18 protein-coding genes are annotated in these 20,278 nt (G+C 58.5%); 2 read left to right on the forward strand and 16 right to left on the reverse strand.

Translation table 11 applies throughout. From position 1 onward, the window contains the following. Positions 1–81 precede the first annotated feature (81 nt). The 5 genes from PO78_RS00090 to prpC form a co-directional block, all read right to left on the reverse strand. Positions 82–531, reverse strand: coding sequence for an isocitrate lyase/PEP mutase family protein (locus PO78_RS00090; RefSeq protein ID WP_231570571.1), 450 nt, complete (start codon positions 529–531; stop codon positions 82–84). Between the two features lie 68 nt (positions 532–599). Then, positions 600–1,808 (reverse strand): 2-methylaconitate cis-trans isomerase PrpF, encoded by a 1,209-nt coding sequence (gene prpF / locus PO78_RS00095; protein ID WP_043741078.1) that lies wholly within the window; start codon positions 1,806–1,808, stop codon positions 600–602. A 76-nt stretch (positions 1,809–1,884) separates the two neighbouring features. Next, on the reverse strand, positions 1,885–4,527 hold the full coding sequence (acnD, locus tag PO78_RS00100) for a Fe/S-dependent 2-methylisocitrate dehydratase AcnD (protein WP_043741080.1): 2,643 nt from the start codon (positions 4,525–4,527) through the stop codon (positions 1,885–1,887). 54 nt (positions 4,528–4,581) lie between these two features. Further along, entirely contained in the window at positions 4,582–4,995 is a 414-nt protein-coding gene (locus PO78_RS00105; RefSeq protein ID WP_156147734.1) for a GntR family transcriptional regulator, read from the reverse strand. A gap of 51 nt (positions 4,996–5,046) precedes the next feature. Beyond that, complete coding sequence (gene prpC / locus PO78_RS00110) at positions 5,047–6,225, reverse strand: bifunctional 2-methylcitrate synthase/citrate synthase (RefSeq protein WP_043741086.1); 1,179 nt, start codon at positions 6,223–6,225, stop codon at positions 5,047–5,049. A 185-nt stretch (positions 6,226–6,410) separates the two neighbouring features. Between prpC and PO78_RS00115 the strand changes: the two genes are divergently transcribed. Then, a complete protein-coding gene (locus PO78_RS00115; RefSeq protein WP_043741089.1) occupies positions 6,411–7,886 on the forward strand; it encodes a short-chain fatty acyl-CoA regulator family protein in 1,476 nt (491 codons plus the stop codon). Between the two features lie 274 nt (positions 7,887–8,160). Here the strand turns inward: PO78_RS00115 and PO78_RS22010 are convergent, their stop codons facing one another. Next, a complete protein-coding gene (locus PO78_RS22010; RefSeq protein WP_082047652.1) occupies positions 8,161–8,976 on the reverse strand; it encodes a SprT-like domain-containing protein in 816 nt (271 codons plus the stop codon). 252 nt (positions 8,977–9,228) lie between these two features. On the opposite strand from PO78_RS22010, the gene PO78_RS22640 reads away from it, so the two are divergent. Further along, positions 9,229–9,456 (forward strand): hypothetical protein, encoded by a 228-nt coding sequence (locus PO78_RS22640; protein ID WP_156147735.1) that lies wholly within the window; start codon positions 9,229–9,231, stop codon positions 9,454–9,456. Here the strand turns inward: PO78_RS22640 and PO78_RS00120 are convergent, their stop codons facing one another. The 10 genes from PO78_RS00120 to PO78_RS00155 are packed head-to-tail and all read right to left on the reverse strand — an operon-like array spanning position 9,457 to position 20,277. Then, on the reverse strand, positions 9,457–11,091 hold the full coding sequence (locus PO78_RS00120) for a conjugal transfer protein TraG N-terminal domain-containing protein (RefSeq protein ID WP_052484318.1): 1,635 nt from the start codon (positions 11,089–11,091) through the stop codon (positions 9,457–9,459). 1 nt (position 11,092) lies between these two features. Next, positions 11,093–11,458: a hypothetical protein gene (locus PO78_RS22645; protein ID WP_156147736.1), complete on the reverse strand. Its 366-nt coding sequence runs from the start codon at positions 11,456–11,458 to the stop codon at positions 11,093–11,095. Further along, positions 11,455–12,822 carry an integrating conjugative element protein gene (locus tag PO78_RS00125; RefSeq protein WP_082047653.1) on the reverse strand — a complete coding sequence of 456 codons (1,368 nt, stop codon included), beginning with the start codon at positions 12,820–12,822 and terminating at the stop codon, positions 11,455–11,457. The genes PO78_RS22645 and PO78_RS00125 overlap by 4 nt, the downstream gene beginning before the upstream one ends. A gap of 14 nt (positions 12,823–12,836) precedes the next feature. Further along, positions 12,837–14,111: a TraU family protein gene (locus PO78_RS00130; RefSeq protein WP_082047654.1), complete on the reverse strand. Its 1,275-nt coding sequence runs from the start codon at positions 14,109–14,111 to the stop codon at positions 12,837–12,839. Next, positions 14,108–14,527: a TIGR03757 family integrating conjugative element protein gene (locus PO78_RS00135; protein WP_043741092.1), complete on the reverse strand. Its 420-nt coding sequence runs from the start codon at positions 14,525–14,527 to the stop codon at positions 14,108–14,110. Before PO78_RS00135 ends, PO78_RS00130 begins: the two co-directional genes overlap by 4 nt. Next, a complete protein-coding gene (locus PO78_RS23080) occupies positions 14,524–14,880 on the reverse strand; it encodes a hypothetical protein (RefSeq protein WP_231570572.1) in 357 nt (118 codons plus the stop codon). The genes PO78_RS00135 and PO78_RS23080 overlap by 4 nt, the downstream gene beginning before the upstream one ends. Before the next feature lie 36 nt (positions 14,881–14,916). Beyond that, positions 14,917–17,382 carry a conjugative transfer ATPase gene (locus PO78_RS00140; protein ID WP_197068703.1) on the reverse strand — a complete coding sequence of 822 codons (2,466 nt, stop codon included), beginning with the start codon at positions 17,380–17,382 and terminating at the stop codon, positions 14,917–14,919. Beyond that, positions 17,379–17,861: a TIGR03751 family conjugal transfer lipoprotein gene (locus PO78_RS00145; RefSeq protein WP_043741095.1), complete on the reverse strand. Its 483-nt coding sequence runs from the start codon at positions 17,859–17,861 to the stop codon at positions 17,379–17,381. The genes PO78_RS00140 and PO78_RS00145 overlap by 4 nt, the downstream gene beginning before the upstream one ends. Further along, positions 17,848–19,233 (reverse strand): TIGR03752 family integrating conjugative element protein, encoded by a 1,386-nt coding sequence (locus tag PO78_RS00150; RefSeq protein WP_043741098.1) that lies wholly within the window; start codon positions 19,231–19,233, stop codon positions 17,848–17,850. The genes PO78_RS00145 and PO78_RS00150 overlap by 14 nt, the downstream gene beginning before the upstream one ends. 9 nt (positions 19,234–19,242) lie before the next feature. Continuing rightward, a complete protein-coding gene (locus tag PO78_RS00155; RefSeq protein ID WP_043741102.1) occupies positions 19,243–20,277 on the reverse strand; it encodes a TIGR03749 family integrating conjugative element protein in 1,035 nt (344 codons plus the stop codon). Position 20,278: the final 1 nt, after the last annotated feature.

Here is a 20,278-nt window from a genome sequence, read left to right on the forward strand (position 1 = left end):
GGTGCCGCCCAAGGACGTGGCCAAGAACCTCGGCGTGTCCATTCCGACGCTGTACCGCTGGGTGCCAGCCTCCACGCACGCTTAGCGTGCTTTATTTTCCGTTTTCTGAGACGACCCCATCTTGCCCAGCATCTCGCTGGTTTCGATCACGGCCTTACCGTTGAAGTGGCCACAGCGCTTGGGCGAAACCTGGTCCTCCAGCTGAATGCAGTCGGCCCCGGCGCGCTCCAGCGTGCGCACGGCGTTGTAGGTGTTGACGGCGTTGCCAAATCCGGTGTCTGCATCGACCAGCAGCGGCACATCTACGGCGTCGCGGATGCGGGCCGTGTGGTCGGCGATATCAGTCAGCCCCATAAATCCTTGGTCGGGCATGCCAAACCACATATTGGTGACGCCGGCGCCGGTCACATAAATGGCTTCAAAACCAAGGTCGGCAATCAGCTTGGCAGACATGGCGTTGAAAGCGCCGGGCACCAGAACGCCGCGACGGGCATCAGCCAAGGCGTTGAGTTTTTGCTTGGAATTCATCATCTGTTTCTGTTCACGTTTTTGATAGCTGCCTGTGATTCATCAGCAGGCGTTGCAGCCTGATTGGGTATTTATTTGGCGTCCAGCACTTCGCCCGGAACTCGAATCCAGCCCTCCATCAGAATGCGGGCGCTGCGGCTCATCAAGGCCTTGGTCACCTGCCATTGGCCGGCCACAAGCTTGGCTTCGGCGCCCACGCGCAGCGTGCCGCTGGGGTGACCGAAGCGCACAGCATTGCGCTGACCGCCACCGGCAGCCAGATTGACCAAGGTGCCGGGCACGGCAGCAGCGGTGCCAATCGCTACGGCAGCTGTGCCCATCATGGCGTGGTGTAGCTTGCCCATCGAGAGTGCACGCACGACCAAGTCGATGTCATGGGCTGCAATCGCCTTGCCGCTGGATGCGGTGTAGCTTTGGGCGGGTGCGACAAAGGCGATCTTGGGCGTGTGCTGGCGCGTGGTGGCCTGGCTCAGTTCCTGAATCAAGCCCAAGCGAATGGCGCCGTGGACGCGGATGGTTTCAAACTTGGCCAGAGCTTCGGCATCGTTGTTGATGGCGTCCTGCAGCTCGCAGCCCGTGTAGCCCAGATCCTGTGCGTTCAGGAAGATGGTGGGGATGCCAGCGTTGATCATGGTGGCGGCAAAGCTGCCGATGCCAGGCACATCGAGCTGATCCACCAGATTGCCGGTGGGGAACATGGCGCCGCCATCCTCGCTATCGTCGACAGGGTCCAGAAACTCCAACGGTACTTCGGCGGCCGGGAAGGTCACTCCGTCCAGCTCAAAGTCACCGGTTTCTTGAATCTGGCCGTCGGTGATCTGCACATGGGCAACGATAGTCTTGCAGATATTGGCCTGCCAGATGCGGATGGTGGCAACGCCGTTGTGCGGAATCTTGGTGGCATCGATCAGGCCCATATGGATGGCGCAAGGGCCCACGGCGGCGCTCAGGTTGCCGCAGTTGCCGCTCCAATCCACAAAGGCCTTGTCGATGGCAACCTGGCCGAATAGGTAGTCCACATCGTGGCCATTGCGGCTGCTTTTGGACAGGATCACGCCTTTACTGGTCGAAGACGATGCGTTACCCATGCCATCGATCTGCTTGACGTAGGGGTCGGGGCTACCCAGCGCGCGCAGAAAAATCGCGTCGCGCACGGCGCCTGGCTGCTGGGCGGCTTCGGGCAGGTCCTGTAGCTTGAAGAACACGCCTTTGCTGGTGCCGCCACGCATATAGGTTGCGGCAATCTTGATTTGCGGCGCAAACCGCTTGCTTTCACTCATTTGTCTATTGCTTTCTGAATGACTTCGAGGTGCTCTGGCAGACAGTTATCGTGCCTTTGATAGCTGTCTGCGAACATCAGACTTGGGGTTCAAGCACTTTGGGTTCAGAGTTTTCCGCCAAAAAATCCTGCGCAAATCGCTGGAGTACGCCACCAGCTTCGTAGATGCTGACTTCTTCGGCCGTGTCCAGGCGGCAGAGTACGGGCACTTCGGTGCGGGCACCGGTGGTGCGGTAGATATGCAGCGTCAGCTCGGCGCGAGGCTTGCGCTGACCGATGACATCAAAGGTTTCAGTGCCATCCAGCCCCAGGGTGTGGCGGGTGGTGCCTGGCAGGAACTCCAGCGGCAGCACGCCCATACCGATCAGGTTGGTGCGGTGGATACGCTCAAAGCCTTCGGCCGCAATCGCTTCCACACCGGCCAGGCGCACGCCCTTGGCGGCCCAGTCGCGGCTAGAGCCCTGGCCATAGTCGGCGCCAGCGATGATGATCAGCGGCTGCTTACGGTCCATATAGGTCTCGATCGCTTCCCACATGCGCATGACCTGGCCTTCGGGCTCGACACGGGCCAAAGACCCCTGGCGCACATTACCGCTGCCGTCCACCACCATTTCATTGAATAGCTTGGGATTAGCAAAGGTGGCGCGCTGGGCCGTTAGGTGATCACCGCGGTGGGTGGCGTAGGAGTTGAAGTCCTCCTCGGGCAAGCCCATCTTGTGCAGGTATTCACCGGCGGCGCTGTCCATCATGATGGCGTTGGATGGCGAGAGGTGATCAGTAGTGATGTTGTCTGGCAGGATGGCCAGCGGGCGCATGCCACGTAGCGTGCGCTCGCCCGCCAGTGCGCCTTCCCAGTAAGGAGGGCGGCGGATGTAGGTGCTTTGCGGGCGCCAGCCGTACAGCGCTTTCACCTGCTCGCCGTTGTCGGCGTGGATGGCAAACATGGGCTCGTAGACCTTGCGGAACTGCTCGGGCTGCACGGCGGCTTTGGCTACAGCATCGATTTCCTCATCGCTGGGCCAGATGTCCTTGAGGCAAATCTCGCGGCCTTGGAAGGTGCCGAGTACATCGTTTTCAATGTCGAAACGGATGGTGCCCGCAATGGCGTAAGCCACCACTAGCGGGGGCGAAGCCAGGAAGGCCTGCTTGGCATAGGGGTGGATGCGGCCGTCGAAGTTGCGATTACCAGAGAGCACGGCCGTTGTGTACAAGTCACGGTCAATGATCTCCTGTTGGATGACTGGGTCCAGCGCTCCGCTCATGCCGTTGCAGGTAGTGCACGCAAATCCTACGACGCCAAACCCTAGGGCTTCGAGGTCGTGCAGCAGTCCGGCTTGCTCCAGGTACAGTGGCACAGTTTTGGAGCCGGGGGCCAGCGACGATTTGACCCAGGGTTTGCGTGCCAGGCCCAGATTGCGGGCATTGCGTGCCAGCAGGCCTGCGGCGATCACATTGCGTGGGTTGCTGGTGTTTGTGCAGCTGGTGATGGCAGCAATGATGACGGCGCCATCGGGCATCTGGCCTTCTTGCTGAGTCCATTCACCGGCAATACCCTTGGCGGCAAGATCGCTGGTGGCCAGGCGTGCATGCGGATTGGATGGCCCTGCCATATTGCGCACCACGGTGGACAGGTCAAAGCTCAGCGTGCGTTCGTACTCGGCGTGCTCCAGGCTATCGGCCCAAAGACCTGCCTGCTTGGCATAGGTCTCCACCAGTTGCACCTGTGCAGGTTCGCGGCCAGTGAGCTTGAGGTAGTCGATGGTTTGCTCGTCAATGGCAAACATGGCAGCCGTGGCGCCATATTCAGGGGCCATATTAGAGATAGTGGCGCGGTCGCCAATAGTCAGCCTGCGTGCGCCTTCGCCAAAGAATTCCAGATAACCGCCCACCACTTTTTGCTGACGCAGGAACTGGGTCAGGGCCAGCACGATGTCGGTAGCTGTGATCCCCGACTGGCGTTTGCCAGTAAGCTGCACGCCCACGATTTCGGGCAGGCGCATCCACGATGCGCGGCCCAGCATCACGTTTTCGGCCTCGAGACCACCCACACCCACTGCGATCACACCCAGTGCGTCCACGTGCGGCGTGTGGCTGTCCGTGCCCACCAGGGTGTCGGGATATGCTTCACCATTGATAGCATGAATCACAGGACTCATCCGCTCCAGATTGATCTGGTGCATGATGCCGTTGCCGGGCGTAATCACATCGACATTCTTAAACGAGCGCTTGCACCAGTCGATGAAGTGAAAACGATCCTCGTTGCGGCGGTCTTCAATGGCGCGGTTTTTCTCGAAAGCCTGCGGGTCATAGCCGCCGCACTCCACTGCCAACGAGTGGTCCACGATCAGCTGCACGGGCACCACTGGGTTTACCGCTGCGGGGTTGCCACCCTGCTCGGCAATCGCATCGCGCAGACCGGCCAGATCGACCAGCGCCGTCTGCCCAAGGATGTCGTGACAGACCACACGGGCCGGGAACCAGGGAAAGTCGCGCTCGCGTTTGCGCTCGACGATTTGCGTCAGGCATTCGGTGAGGATGGCCGGGTCGCAGCGGCGCACTAGGTTTTCGGCATGCACACGGCTGGTATAGGGCAGCCTGGCCCAGGCGCCAGGACGGATGGCATCGACAGCGGGTTGCGCGTCAAAGTAGTGCAAGGTGGTACCGGGCAGGGGCTTGCGGTAAGCGTGATGTGCGGTGTTGGGGCTCTGAGGGGTCGTCATTGTTGTTGTGCAGTAAGAGCGTTCAGGTACGGACAAAAAGCTGAGCGCGGTGGTTTAAGCCACGCTCTGGGCAGGCGCGGCATAAGGCGGGTGGGCCTTTGAAGAGCCCGAGGCAAGGCGTAGCTTGGCCTGCGCCATGGCATGCATGGCATGGGTCAGCTCCTGGCAAGCACCAGGAGCGCTGCGAGCCAGGGTGACCAGGTGCTGCTCCAGCAAAGTACACAACTGCTGAGCCTCGGTCACCTGGGCGGCTGTGAGCTGGGTGACCGTCATGCCACGGCGCACCTGGGCGGTGAGCAGGCCTTCATGGCACAGCAGTTTCATGGCCTCGCGCACGGGGGTACGACTGATGCCGAATTCCAGGGCCAACGCGCCGTCATTCACATAGCTGCCCGGAGGCATTTGGTGGGTCAGAATGCGCTCGCGGAGCTTGTCAGCAATCGCAATGCAAAGGGAATGGGGTTGCATGGTGTGGTGTTCGGGACAAGTCATACCGATTGTTCTTGCCAGAGGCCGTGATTACTGGCGTTCGTCGATGGGAACAAACTGCAGATCGTCCGGGCCGGTGTAGTTGGCGCTGGGGCGGATGATCTTGTTGTCCTGGCGCTGCTCGATAATGTGGGCCGACCAGCCGCTGGTGCGGGCGATCACAAACAGCGGTGTAAACATGGCAGTGGGAACGCCCATCATGTGATAGCTGACGGCGCTGAACCAGTCCAGGTTGGGGAACATGTTTTTGACTTGCCACATCACAGACTCCAGGCGCTCTGCGATGTCGTACATCTTGGTGCTGCCGGCTTCGTCAGACAGCTGCTTGGCCACGCCCTTGATCACTACGTTGCGCGGATCGCTCACTGTGTAGACGGGGTGACCGAAGCCGATCACCACTTCCTTGGCATCCACGCGACGACGGATATCAGCCTCGGCTTCAGTGGGGTTGTCGTAGCGCTTTTGGATCTCGAAAGCCACTTCGTTGGCGCCGCCGTGCTTGGGTCCGCGCAGTGCACCGATGGCACCGGTGATGGCCGAATACATATCGCTGCCTGTGCCGGCCACCACGCGGGCGGTGAAAGTAGAGGCGTTGAACTCGTGCTCGGCATACAGGTTCAGCGAGGTGTGCATGGCGCGCACCCAGCTGTCCGAAGGTGAGACGCCGTGCAGCAGGTGTAGGAAGTGACCACCGATGGAGTCGTCATCGGTCTCCACCTCAATGCGGCGGCCAGAGTTGCTGAAGTGGTACCAGTACAGCAGCATGGAGCCCAGCGATGCCATCAGGCGGTCAGCAATGTCGCGTGCACCGGGCAGGTTGTGATCGTCCTTCTCGGGCAGCGCGCAGCCCAGAGCCGACACACCAGTGCGCATCACATCCATGGGGTGGCTGGCTGCGGGCAGTTGCTCCAGTGCCGTCTTCACGCTGGTGGGCAAGCCGCGCAAGGCTTTGAGCTTGCTTTTGTAGGCCTTCAGTTCAGCCCGTGTCGGCAGCTTGCCATGCACCAGCAAGTGGGCGATTTCTTCAAATTCGCAGACCTCGGCAATGTCCAGAATGTCGTAACCACGGTAGTGCAGATCGTTGCCGGTCTTGCCAACGGTGCACAGCGCGGTATTGCCGGCTGTCACGCCGGACAGGGCCACAGATTTCTTGGGCTTGAATGCGCCGGGGGAGGGTGATGGAACAGTGGGGGTAGCAACGGTAGTCATGCGTGTCTCCGGAAATGTGGGGAAGGCCGATCAAGCCGTTTTGTGCCTGCGATGATCTGCCATACTTCGCAATCTACGCATTTGCACTTCAGTCTGATAGAACTGAATTGGCGAATCATTGCGAAGCAAAAGCAGTTGATTTGCGAAGTTTGCAAATTTTGCGAGTCACACAAGGAGCAATTACCGTGGCCAAGACTTTCATGGGCGTGCGCCTGCGCAGCCTGCGTGCCGAGCGCGGCATGACCCAGGCAGCGTTGGCTCAGGCACTGGAGCTGTCGCCGAGCTATCTGAACCAGATCGAGCAGGACCAGCGTCCGCTGACTGTCTCGGTGCTGCTCAAGATTCACCGCGTGCTGGGTGTTGACATCCAGCAGTTTTCGGAAGATGAAGAGGCGCGGCTGCTGGCCCAGTTGCGGGATGCGCTCGCGGCGATGCCGCAGGCCGCAGCCGCTGTGCCACTGCCCGAGCTGCGTGAGCTCGCTTCCAAACTGCCACACCTTGCGCAGGCCTTGCTGACCATGCACCAGCGCCATCTGGCCGATGCCGAGCGGCTCGAAGCGTTGACGCTGCGTTTGGGAGATGACCGTTCAGCCCTGGGAGACTCCGAGGAGGCAGGTAACTCTGGCCAGTTGCTGGCCGAGCCCGCTCGCCAGATGCCGTTTGAAGCGGTGCGCGATTTTTTCTTTGCCCATCGCAACCACTTTGATGCGCTGGACCGTGCTGCGGAAACCCTGGCCGTGCAGGCCAAGGAGCAACCAAGATCCCAGGGAAGTGGTTTGCAGGAATGGCTGCAGCTTCGCTTACAGGAACGACATCAAGTGTTGGTGCTGCGTGGCGGACAGGAGGTACATGGTGCGGCGCACAGCCATCGCCGGTTTGATTCGGCCACGCGAACGTTGTATGTGGCCCCGCAGTTGCGCCCGGCCCAGCAAGCCTTTCAGTTGGCGACGCAACTGGCACTGCTGGAGTTTGACGGCCTAATTGAAGACGCGCTGCAATCCACCCATTGGCAGAACGAAGCCACACGGCGCCTCGCGCGCATGGGACTGGCCAACTATGTGGCTGGAGCGTTTGTGCTTCCTTATGGAGAATTTTTACAGGCGGCGGAAAGCCTGCAGTACGACATCGATTTACTCGCGCGTCGCTTTGGCGTGGGGTTCGAAACCGTGTGCCACCGCCTCTCTACCTTGCAACGTGCCGAAGCACCGGGCGTGCCATTTTTCTTCATCCGAGTCGATCGGGCAGGCAATATCAGCAAGCGCCAGTCGGCCACGCATTTTCACTTTTCCAAGACAGGAGGCACTTGTCCGCTGTGGGGTGTATACGAAGCGTTTGCTCAGCCAGGCCGCATCGTTCCGCAACTGGCTAGCATGCCAGATGGGCGTGTGTATCTATGGATTGCGCGCACCATCAGCCGCGCAGGCCCGGGTTGGGGTGCACCGGGCAAGACCTTCTCTATAGGCCTGGGCTGTGACTTGCAACATGCTGCTCGGCTGGTCTACTCCAAGGGGCTGGACTTACGTAATCTGGAGGCTGCCACACCTATTGGGATGGGCTGCAAGGTCTGTGAACGAAATGCCTGTCCACAACGGGCTTTCCCATTTGTGGGGAAACCACTGAAAGTAAACGAAAACGAAAGCGGATTTTTACCTTATGGGTAGGCACGTGTGTGAGGTCTGTATCCACCTCTGATTGCTCAATCTATCGAACGGAGAATTAATTGAACGACAGATAGATGACCGTTGACGGTCAGTCACACTGAATCCGTGGTGGACGGCAGCCGTTGCACATCAGGCTAGATTCACAGCTAACTTAGATTTGCCAGGCAACTACACGCTAGAAGTGGTTGTCTTTGATACGAATCGCCGGTGATTTTTGGATGCAATGCACCAGAGATTTTGTTGTGCGAACGTCGAGTGGATTTTCTGCTAATAATCAAACTGGAACAAATTTCGATTTGCATTTCCCACAGATCAATTCAATTTCTGGTTTCCCCCAAACACTGAATTTCGCACAGCCGCTGCATGTGTATTTGATGCGATTGGATTTATTCACCAGTGAAGGCCTGTCACCATCGGCTGTTGCCAGTAAAGCAGATCGAACGCTTCCACCTGGATGAACAGCATTTGCCAGCGCCACATTCGTAGCGATTGGAACCGTGGTGCCATGCCGTGCGTCAATCTGCGTGGCCATGCTTTGTGCGCCCAGTCGAACATGCTCCTCAGACGGGAAGCGGTCATACCAGCTGAGCTGAAAGTGCTGGGTCAACAACGCATCGCAAGCTTGTAGAAAGCGGCCGTTTTGAATTGCGTAGTCGGCCATCCTGTCGCCCGTTCGCATACCACCAGGCTGGCCGGTGGATGAGGGCATCAGTCCGATGCTCTCCATCTTGGAAGCCCACTCTTCATTGTGGTATCGGCCACGACCAGGCTTACCGAAATGCTCTTGCCAAAGGTGTGCCATTTCGTGAACCAAGGTCTGCAGGGTCTCGATGATCGGCACCACAGCGAAATACGAGGGATTGAGCGCGATCTCATCCGTTGTACGGCCGTCGAGAGTGGCAAAGCGCGCTGCTGAGAAGTAGCCCACCGTCCGTTTTTCACGTTGCAGCGTGATGAGACAGTGGGGTAGCTTTCCATCAAACAAGTGATCGTTGAAGTGGGCGTAGGCAAGCTGCAACTCCGCGTAAGTCTCTTTCGTCGGGGTACTTGCTAGAGTTGACGTACCGTTTGCAGGCGGATGTTCGATCATGCTTTGTATTGTGCAATACAAACAACAAGAGCACCAAAATTAGTCATCACTCTTGAAAATTTGTAGCTTTGCGTTACGATGAAACCTTGAGTAGCCAGCAACGGCGCTTTTTTGGATGGTCAGGCCCGTAGATCAGCCTGACGCGCAGAACACAGCTGTCTGCGTAGCAATTTGGTTTGGGTCTTTACGACCGCCCAGTCTTGCTGAGATCAAGGCACTGCTCCAGAATCAAACCTCATCTTGGTGGTAATAATGGAAACCATATTCAGTCTTCTTTGGTCTCTTGTTGTTGGAACTTTAAAGTTTGCAATAAATACATTTCTTTTCATACTTCATGCAGCTGGTAATTCATCTTCATCCAATCATGAGGAGGAAGAAGGTGATTTTTACGCTGGCACCATGTCGGCTGATGAAGCATTGTCGAAAGGGAGAATAAATGTTGCTGAATATGAAGCTGTAACACGCAGCACCAGAGACTGATTATTTAATTTTCATAGGCACAAACTTTTTTGCAATATCAACCGAGGAACTTCCTACGCTTTTAGAGAAGTTTGAAGATTTCTCAGTCATGTTGTTCAGACCGTTAAGGTGGAAACCAATCCAACCAACAAGCGTTGTCCAAATTAATGGAAATCCCATGAACATCATCATCATCAGCCCTTCCAGAATCATTCGCTTGTAGAGCTGCGACTCGCCTTCTGTCGCCACCTGTGCAAGCTCTTGGAAAATCATGTTATTTCCAGCGCCGGGGTACATAGATTTCACAAGGTTTGAGTCGATCCAGCGTGCAACAAACCAAAGCACTGTCCAAAATTTGATGGTAAAAATTGCTATAGCGCCATGCCACATGACACTTAAGCTGTAACCACTCATAAATGTGATTAGCGGCAATAGCATATAGAGGGCCATCAAAATAAGCGCTTGTGCCATAGGTAGGGCATTAAGCAAAGCCGTTAGGCTCAGCGAGGCTTGCAAGGTTTGCACACCAACGCCAATAGAACTAACAAAACCTGTCGTAGCTTGATATATTTTGGTGCTTGTCGCACGGTCGTTGCCCAGCATTGTGTCTGGGCTAATAAAAGTTGGATTCGCCTTTTGAAACGCCAGCTTGGCCACTGAGTCTTTACCCTGATCTTCGGTGGTGCCAGAAGATGCAAAGTTCGTCATCCTTTGCCACATACTGGTGTGGTTGACCATTCGGTCGCGCAGGCCAGTAGTGCCTGTCTCCCACCATTGCTTGCAGGTTGGGCGGCCCCAATCAGGATTGACGTAGCCAGCCTCTGGACCTTCAGTTGCCGGCGTCTGGATGTAATCTGTGTCCCGGCTGAAGTCGATGGTCCAACCAGGCACAGGGTTGTAAGATCGCATCGTTGTGTAGAAACCTGGCTCTGTTCTAAAGAGCTGGCTACCTATCCAATCTACATCACCTGGCCCATAAGGCTTATTATTGCGGTCCAGAATTTGCAGAGCGTTTGCAGATAATTCATTTCGTGGGGTTCTGAAGTATTTGCTGCGAGCAGGTACAAAGCATTCGCTGTAAAACCTTTGAATATCATGCAGAAGTTGCGAATCCTCGATAGTGGCCATACGAGCCATATCTTGAATCATTCTTAGGTCTTCTCCAGAGCTATTGAAACCAGCCTTGAACGAGCTGTTCACACCAGAAGAAATTGTCATGATGGAATACCACCATATTGGGACAAACGTCAAATTTCCTTCTGAGCTGAATGCGGCATTTTTGGCATTCGCCATCGCGGCATCGTATCCAGAACCAGTGCCACCATTGAGGGATGCTTCTTTGGGTGGTTCACCGTCATAAGAGCGTGTTGGAACGTAGCTCAAACGAATGTTGCTCAGCGATGTCCATGGGGAGCTCATAAAGCAGAGCATCATGACCATCACAGCTGTGATGAGTTTGGTTTGCACGGACTCCAGTAGGCCGGTGACACCATCAAATCCCATACCGCGTTCTTTGGCTTCACGCCAGGCGTTGAACACAATCAACGCGAAGGGTAGTGCTGCCAAACCCGTTCCAGTAATAATCTCACCAAGCAAATTGGCGAATGCCCAACCGTATAGGGTGGTGAAAATTTCAAGATAGCTATCTAATTTCATTTTAGTAGAGGCTTGAAATGAAATTCAAAGTTCGAACTGGACCAATCGGGAAAACAATTAAATATGCTGCCAATATCATTGCCACCTTTTTCCTGGCTGCAATCAGTCTGTGATGTTCATGCTTTCTAACGATTGATTTGACGCGGCCGTAATTCAGAATAGTTCGCCAATAAATCACGATCACTAGGGCGAGGATTGATTGAATCCATGCTCCCACTGATAAGGTGGCACTCATTTGCCTATAAGCTTGTGGCAAGCGTTCGGCTGGTATTTGCAAGAGCCAGTTCATCAACAGAACGCTTATCAGGGAAAGGACGATCCCCAGTCCTATCCATCCACTCCATCGAATCAGGACCTTGATATTCATGGTGTGGCACGTCCATCGAACAGTGGTGCATGGTCAACGCGAGGGCTGCCAGTGGTGCCCATGGAGCCGCTGTTAGCCCCCAGCGCACCGTTCATGATGGCCAGGGCCGTATCCCCGGTCATTTCCTTGCGGATGCGGAACTCAAACATCAAATCGTTGATGTACTGGGTGAGCCGGTCCACCTTCTCCTGGGCTTGCCGGTTGACTTCGGTCGAGGCTGTTGCCTGGGGCAAGCTCATGCCCGAAATCAGCGTGTTGCGCGCAATCAGGGCCTTGTCGATGACCTTGTGCATGGCCAGCTCCTGGGACAAGCGATTGACTGCGACGGCGCGCACATCTGTGGGTAGTTGACGCACCGCATCCATCAGCTGAGGGCTCACGGCCATGCCTGGTGCACTGATCTTGGCCAAGTCGGCGTGGTTGCTCGATGAGGCTTCGGCCATGCGGCGCATAGAGGGCAGCACGCCTTCGAGCTCCTGCTCAAACTTTGGCGCCAAGCCTGTGGCAGTGACCGTGGATGTGGGGTTGGGGCAGCTGGCGTCTTGCGTGCACAGGTAGATCTTCTGATCGCCCACCACCTCGGTGGTCCACTTGGCCAAGGTCTCAGGGGTTTGGAAGGCTTGCACCAGGCGAGTCGAAGCCAACGATGAGCTGCCATAGTTGGCGGTCGACAGCGTGCTGGCCGACTTGTTGAGTGTCACGTTGTAGCCGGCCACGGCCAGGTCGCGGATCGGCTGGATAGGGGCAGTGCCAGCACCGCCAGCTTTGGCACCGAAAACCCAGTCAACGCCGCGGCGCTGAGCTTCCTCGTTCTTGTTGATGTCGTACTTGGCCTGGACCACGTCGCCATTGGTCGAGGCCTTGACCTTCCACATTTCACCCTTGGCCATGGCAACGTACTCCTCGTAAGGGTCCTTGCCTGTCTTGATCATGGCCTCCATGTCTTCGCAGCTTTTGAGAGATGCGGAGACCAGCACATCTGCCTTTTGGCTGAAGTTTTGGAACAGCTGGTACAGGCCAGGCTGGGCGCGCTGCAGTGCATACAGCGGCAGTGCAGCAATGCCTGCCTGTACGGCGCCTGTCACCGTCGCACCCAGGTTCTTGATGCCGTTCATCAAGGTGGACCAGGACGCACCCACATCGAACTTGCCGCAGGAATAGTTGGTGCGAATTCCAGCGCTCAGCTGTGTGGCCAGGGCATTTTTGTGAGGGGCACCGCCTGTGGGAGCCCCGCCACCCATGCGGTAGTAGAGGCCGGATGAGGTCACAGCCTGAGCGTGGGCAGAAGACGCTGCGCCCAGCTGCATGAGCAGCAGCGCGGCCAGGGCAGCAGCAGGCAGCAAGCGAGTTGTGGGTGCTTTCATGGTTTGCCTTTGAATCAGGGGATCGAGTAGAGGTAAGCGCCACGCCGGCGGCAGCACGTGTATTGCTGCCAGAGGTTCCAGGCGTAGCCGTCTGCGCTGTCGGTCTGGCCATCGCCCCATGAGGTCAGAGCCAGTGAATCGTTGGTACCGAAATTCACGCATTTGGTGGCCGCGATGGGGGACAACATCTGCCACTTGCGTTTTTCACCAGCGTTGAAATAGCGATAGCCGCTGCTGGTGGGCGTGACTTTCGTGTAGATGTGGGGCTGTGCTGACTTGTAGATGATCGAGGCGACACGTTCAGCCAGCACGGCCGAAGCTTTGACCGGATGGGGCTGGTACAGCTCGCCAGTGCGTGGATAGACATTGCCCCAAGTTTGTGTGTAGCCATTGCCGACCTCGCCCAGGCCTGGCACCCAGGATTGGGCGTAGAGCATTTCCACAGGCAAGATGCCTCGCCAAAACGGAGCGTCCAGCTCCGACTGAAAGTGCAGCCCGAAATTTGTGGCTCCACCAGGGCAAAACAGGCTGCCACTCCCAGAGATGCTGGAAGCAATGCCTGCGATCTGTTGAACGCCATCGATGGCACCTTGGACCTGCTGAACGCTGTCCACGATGTCCAAGGCCTGCCGCACACCCTCGACAGACTTCATGACGGAGGACACGCTGTTCATCAGCGCCTGTGGCGCATTCACCATCGCCTTGGCGTCCTTGCCCACAGTGTCTGCGACACTGCTGGGCACATTGGCCCAGCTACGAGCGATAGCAGGTAGACCCTGGCTGGAAAACTTGGACAGCTCAGTCACCGAAGGCACAGCGATGGTGGTGGGCAGCGTCATCGACCCGCCACTGGCCAGCAAGGCAGCGAACTGGCCGGCTGGATTGCCAATCGCGTCGGCACTCTTGAAAGTCGCCAGGCCGCTGCCGGCGTCCAAGCTTCCTGCCGATGAATCCAGCAGCCGACCGGTGATGGTAGATCCTGCTCCGGTCAAGGCGGAAGCGACAGGCGCGCCTACATCCTTCCAGGGATGCTGTGTTGGCGCGTTGAAGGTGCTGACCACCACATCAGGGACGTAGTGGCTGATCTTGATGGAGGTGCGAATACGGCACCCATAGCTGCAGTACAGGAAGAAGCACACGCCTTCGACCCTGTAGCTCAAGCAAGAGGGCGCAGCAGCCACGGTCTTGCTGATCACCCCTGGGGTCGTGATGCTGGCTGCGGCCGGAGCGCACAGCAGGGCAGCTGCGGCCGCAGTGACGAAGCAATGGCTGAGCCAACGGATGATCATGGGCGGCCTCCCGCAGACTGCTGATAAATTGCCAAGGCACGCTCCACATCGGGCACACCGTAGATCACGGCCTTGCGGTCAATCACTACGGCGGGCAGACGGTCCAACCGGTAATGGATGGCCAAGGTCATGCCGTTGGAGGCATTGATGATCTGCGCCTGGTACTTGCGGCGGATCTCGCCTTCCATGCGCTGCAGCACGGCCAAGGCCTCAGCCTCGACCGCTGGCAGGCCCTGGCTGAGCTGCTCCTCGATGAGCGTCATGGCATCCAGCCGATACACTCGCAGCTGGTAGGCAGGAGCGCTAGGCATCGGAACCATGGTGGCCATGTTGGCAAAGACCTCCACGGTCATGGGCTGGGCCGCCTGGACAACGCCGGCGGCCAGGACTGCGCAGATCACGATGATTGCCCTCATGCCCGAGCCTTTGCCAACTCTGCGGCCACCATGTAGGCCGCTTCAACCTCGGAGCAACTGTGTTGCTCCATAAGGCGACGACGCTGCGCTTTCTCATGGCCTTCTGTCATGGCCAGCGCAATCGGTAGAGGAGGGGGCACGTTGCGAAACAGCCATTGGCCCGTTGCACTGATGAGCACGCCCTCGGTGTACTTGGGAGGCTCTTTGACCGCGGACTCCATCATGGCGCGCTGCTCCGGCGTCAAAGATCGGAAGCGTTCGACCTCGGCAATCTCCGACTTGTCCATGGTCAGCAGCATCCAGAACTCGCACATGGACAGCACGCGGTCCATGCTGCCAGGCAAGTCCTTCATGTTCTGCGTGGCCAGCCAGAACCAGAGGTTGAGCTTTCACCACATCTTGGTGCCCTTGGCAATCTTGGGCCCCAGCAGCTCGTTGGTCGTGACCAAGTGACCTTCATCGGTCAGCATGATCAAGGGCCGATCCTGGGCCTGGAAGGCCTCGCCACGGGACTGCACCGAGTCAATCAGGCTGGTGTAGGCCACGGCCATCGCATCGCCATACCCATCGTTGACCAGCGTGCCCATTTCCACCAAGGTCACATCTGTATCTGGCCAGTCGTTGCCGTAACGGTTGAACAGGCGCCCGCGCAGGCCTTGGGTGAACAGCATCATGGACTGGCCCATCTCCTCGGCCCGCGCCGCACGGTGCGGGGAGAGGGTGGGGTCTTCATGCATGGCCATCAACTCCAGGGCCACGTCTTGGGTCAGTGGGTGCAACGCCTGGCGCTCGGCAGACTTGATGGTGGCGCGGATGATCGCTCGGCTGATGAGGTAGCGGTCAGCACGGCGCAGCTGCTCAGTCTCAGACTTCTCGCCGCCGGTGATCATCATGATGGCCGCGATCAGCATCTCACCCAGCAGGTCGCGCTTTTCAGTGGTCTCGTCGTCTTCCGCTTCGTCGCCTTCCTCCCTCGACTTGTCCGTGACCTGGTCCACCACTTCCATCAGCTTGCTGCCTTCAGCTGCTTCTTCAGGCGCCATCCCTGCATTGACCTTGGCCTGGTGCTCTGCCGCATGGAATGACTCCATGATCTCCTTGTCTTGCAGCAGCTTGTGTGCATGCACAAAGGGAGGCAACGACTCTTCGCACTCCATGCTGAGAATGACCCGATGCACCGACAAGCCCTTGGCCGCCATGTCCTTGACCAGCAGGTCGAACGACTTGCCTGCGTCCACAATCACCAGTCGGGGACGGTGAATGGCCATGGTCAACATAGCCTGGTAGTTCAGCGTGGCCGACTTACCTGCACCCGTAGGGCCCATGATGATCATGTGCGCGTTCTTCTTGCGGTCACGCTTGTTCAGCGGATCGATGAGCAAAGGCTCTCCGCCGCGGTTCCAGAAGAACATGCCAGGATGTGGCGTTCCTCGGGCGCGCCCATAGACAGGCATGATCGCCGCCGCCTGCGAAGCGAAGGTCAAGCGCTGGCGGCGCATGTGCTTGCTGTCAAATGCCGGATCGAAGGCAAAAGGCAGACCGCGCACGAAAGCATCCAGCGGGACCAGGTCATGCTTGGGATCGATGAAGCGCATGCCTGTGTTCGTCAGCAACGCATTCATTTTGGTGATGGCACTTTCCAGCTCGGTCTCATCCTTGCCGGTCAGATAGATCCCCATGAACATCGGGAACAGCTTGTCTCCTGAGACCATGTGCCTGAGCACCTGCTCACATTCGTGGTGGGTTTCCATGGCCACCGCTGTTTGCGCACGCGAAGCGTCACGAATGCGCTGGATGTGGCGCTCCACTGTGTGCTGTGCCTCGATCACAATCGTCATGGACAGCATGGAGCCTGGCGGCATGCGGTCGAACCGCGCAAAGGCTTCATCGCCAGACTTCAGCTCCGCACTGAAGTGACCAATCGAAGGATTCAAGCGCAGTGACTGGAGCGTCATGAAGCGCACAGGCACCCCATCGAACTCCCAGTAGCCGCCTTTCTTGTCACTGCGCGGCTGTGACAAGGTCAACGAGGTGGCCAAGTCCCAGTCACACATGCCAGCCGGCATGGTGTCACCAGGGTAGGGCGCTGTTTTGAGCAAGTCCGCGGTGCTTGGTGCCCATGGCACGTTCCTGTTGAAGAACGGCAGCATCCAGTCGTAGAAGTCCTTGCCATTGCAGCGGCGAACCCCAACACCTGATTCCGTCAATGTCGCCATCAGCGTGTTCGCCACCGACTCAATTTGCTGCGCCGCAGGGGCATCGCCTGTCTTGAAATCGGTGAAGCTGCGGTAGATGCAGCAGTACACACGCCGATGCTGACCACGCCACACCTGGCCGGTGACCAATTCGTCAGTAAACAGGCCCTCGGGTCGTGAGACCTGCTCAAAGTGGGCTTCAAACTCTTTGAGTACCGACTGGGTGAATTCCGACTGCAAGACAGCCTGGCCACGGCCAGGGTTTTGCTTGTGCTGATCCAGCACGTAGTCGGCCAGCATCTTGTTGAGGCCGCTGATGTTGCGGTCATCATGCAAGAAACACTGTACGATCCAGGGCGCGCCTTCGATTTCAGGCAAGGCCTGCAGGGCCTCCTGCACTTTGGAGCACCGCTCAGCCAGGTAGCTCATCGGCTGGGCCTCAGTGGCTACGGCCGCCAGCTCAAACAGAGCCCCAAAAGTCACCCCGTCCTCCATCACGAACACTTGCTCGTCGGGCGCGTAGCTGGCGTAAGGCAGCAAGGCCGTAAATGAGGGCGGGCGCCATGCCATGCGCCGGCGGTCTGCCACGGCGAGCAGATGCTCTTTGGACACGGGGTCTTGCAGGCCCAGCATGGCCATGAACTTGTTCATCATGCTCATTGGCGCGCCTCCCGGGCCAGACGGCTGCTGCGCAGATCCTCGGCCACCTCGCCAGGCATGGCGTACTCGGCACGCTCATACATCGGGAACACGGTCACATAGCCTGGCACGGGATACTTGCCCTTGGCCAGGTGCGGATAGACCACCATCACCAAGTCTGGATTGGGCACACGGGCAAAGCGCTGCTGCAAAGGCTCCAGTGCAGACCAGTAGCGCTGCGTCAGTTCATCACCCTGGGCCATGGGTCGAATCACGGCTTCGCGGGTCAAACGGTCACGGGCTGTTTCTTTGGCAGCGGGCTGCGCTGCAGGGGCTTTGCCCCGGTACACGTCCAGCACGGTCGGGCTGCCAGCAGTCACCTCCTTGAGGGGCGACTCACGTGAGCCAACGACTGAGCAGCCAGACAAGGCCAAAGCAACCAGGCATGCTGAGAGCGTGGCAGGAATGGATTGAATCAGTGGACTGTTACTGCAGGCCATAACGTGCTCCAGACAGGACGTTGGGGGTTTGCGTGCGGTGCACCAGCTTGCGCGGCGAAGCTGGCTTGTCGATGTGGATCTCCTGATCCAGATGCACGACCACTTGTTGGCCGCTGGGGGTCACGACCGCATCGAAGCTGCTTTTAAGGCGCTCGGTCAGCCATTTGGCCAACTCCTCGGTTGCGGCCGCGCCCATGCGACCCATGGCGTAATTGCCCGCGTTACCTGTAACTGCGGATTGGCTGTACTCGCCACTGCTGGTGATCGTGGTTTGTGCCTGGGCCAGGGCCTCGGCCGCAATTCCAAGCCCCTTGATGCCGACGATGTCCGCGAGGTAGCGGGGCGCATTCGTCACGAAGGTGCCCTGGATACAGGGGTTGCCGTGCAGATCAGAAATGAAGCCCAGGTCGCCGCCAGCAGCGCCTGCGCTGCTGCTCGATCCGCTGCGACGGTTGGACACGGTCCGAATGGCACCATCGTTGAAAACGAAAGTCATGCTGCGGACCTTGCCCTCGGTACAGGACAGCGCCATGTCACCAATCGCCACCCCCGTGACCACCATGCCGGCCAGATCCTCGGGTAGCTCCCAGCCATTGGCAGCCAGGTTGTCACGCCCGATCAAGGCTTTGAACTGCATGGGGTCCGTGACACGGCCATTGACAGGCACGCGCCCAATCAGACTGGTCATGGTGGTCACACCAGCCAACGTCGCGTTCTCGGGCAGCGTGAAGTAGGCCTCGGCCGCTGGGGGTTGCGGCGCTTGAGCAGCTGCCGCCGCCGCCTGGGTCGCAGCGCCTCGACCCGTCCCTTCAGCAGGCGCTGCACCAGTGCGTCGCACGTACTGGGTCACCTCCTGGTTGCCATTTCGCTCGGTGTGCTTCACATAGCCCATAGGGGGCAGCACCTTGTAGCCCACAACGCCAGAGGCCTGGGGCAACTGCTCCTGGTGCTGAGCATCGGGGTTGTGCGTCCTGGATTGAGGGTTGAGGCTGGAAAAGGTACTGAACGCGCTGTTGAACACGTCCGTCAGCCCTGGCTGATCAGCCGTTGGCGCAGCAGGCTGGTGGCCTCCCACGTCCACCACGTCGACGTTGCTGCTGGCTTTGCCACCAGAGCCCAGCTTTTCGCGCAGCTCTTGGTTGATCCGCAAGACCTCCTGTACGTCCTGGCGCAACTCACGGTTGGTTTGCACCACGGTGGCCAAGGTCTCGTCTGGTGTGTCCTGGTCAGCCCCGACGGTGGTGGGCAAGGGCACTTGCTCCATCGGCGCAGCACCATCTTGCTTAGCGCCGCTTTGCATAAAAATGGCGACGATGAGCAGCACAACTGCGCCACCTGCCACTGGCAAAAGCTTGTTGGATTTAACAGCCATCGGTCACTCCTACAAGCAAGACTCAAAAGAGCGCTCGCACACCAGGTAGATCGCCGTGGTGTCGGTATCAGATCCTGCAGGCCCGATCCGGCCGTGCTGGGCAGTCGCGGCAATCCAGCGGCCGCGCACTTGCTCCAGGGGGATTTCCAGTGCGAACCGGGACAGGTTGGTGATGCGCACTGCTGTCACTGACAGGTTCGCGGAGCGCCATTGGCCCAGCGGGACGGCTTCAACGCTGGTGCCGCGCAGCAGGCCCGGGATGGGATTGGTTTGAACCGCAACCTGGGTCACGCCCGCAGTGGCCACAGCCAGACGGCGCGGCGCATAGAGCTGGCGCGCTGCATGCCGGGTCAGCTCCACCATGTCGACGGGAGGTGGTTCAGGGGCGGGAGAGACCGTGGGGTTGGGCACGGATGCAGGCTCCATCACCGCAACCTGCAGCTCGCGTGCGCTGCTGCGCTTTGCACCTTTGGCTGGTGCTTGTGCCACCAGGTCAATCGGGATCTGCTGCCCACTGTCCACCAGCTCGGCAATGATGCGGATGGGTTCGAACGCGACCAGTGCTGTCACATAGATGGTGCCGCCAATCGACTCAATCCGTGCCACGGCATCCATGTCGTTGGGAACATGGAGCAGTGCATCGGCGGGCAATGTGATCAGGCGCTCTTGATCGACCTCCAGGCTCACGCGCACGGGTTCACGTGCAAAAACAGCGCGCTCAATCGGTCCGGATACCGGAGCGGCGGGAACAGGGCGCAGCTGGGCCCGTGCAGCTGCAGCGCGTGCCGTACCTGCGGTGGCCAAGGGCGCTGGCAGGCTCATGCCGGCCACGGTGGTGGTGCCTGGGGCGCCAGTAGCTGCAGTGGAGCGGCGCACGGTCGAGTTTGTTTGTCCCAAGTCCACCGATGAAGATGCTTGTGGCTGGCCACCGATCAGCTCGGGAGCATCGTCTGTGGCCGCAAGAGGCTGGACCTGTTGCGCCAGGCTGGCCTGGCTCATCCAAAAGCTTGCAGCAAGCAGCCAAATCAATCGTTGCTGGTGCATA

Origin of the sequence: Thauera sp. SWB20 (assembly GCF_000831325.1) — a bacterium.
GTDB classification, from domain to species: Bacteria; Pseudomonadota; Gammaproteobacteria; order Burkholderiales; family Rhodocyclaceae; genus Thauera; species Thauera aminoaromatica.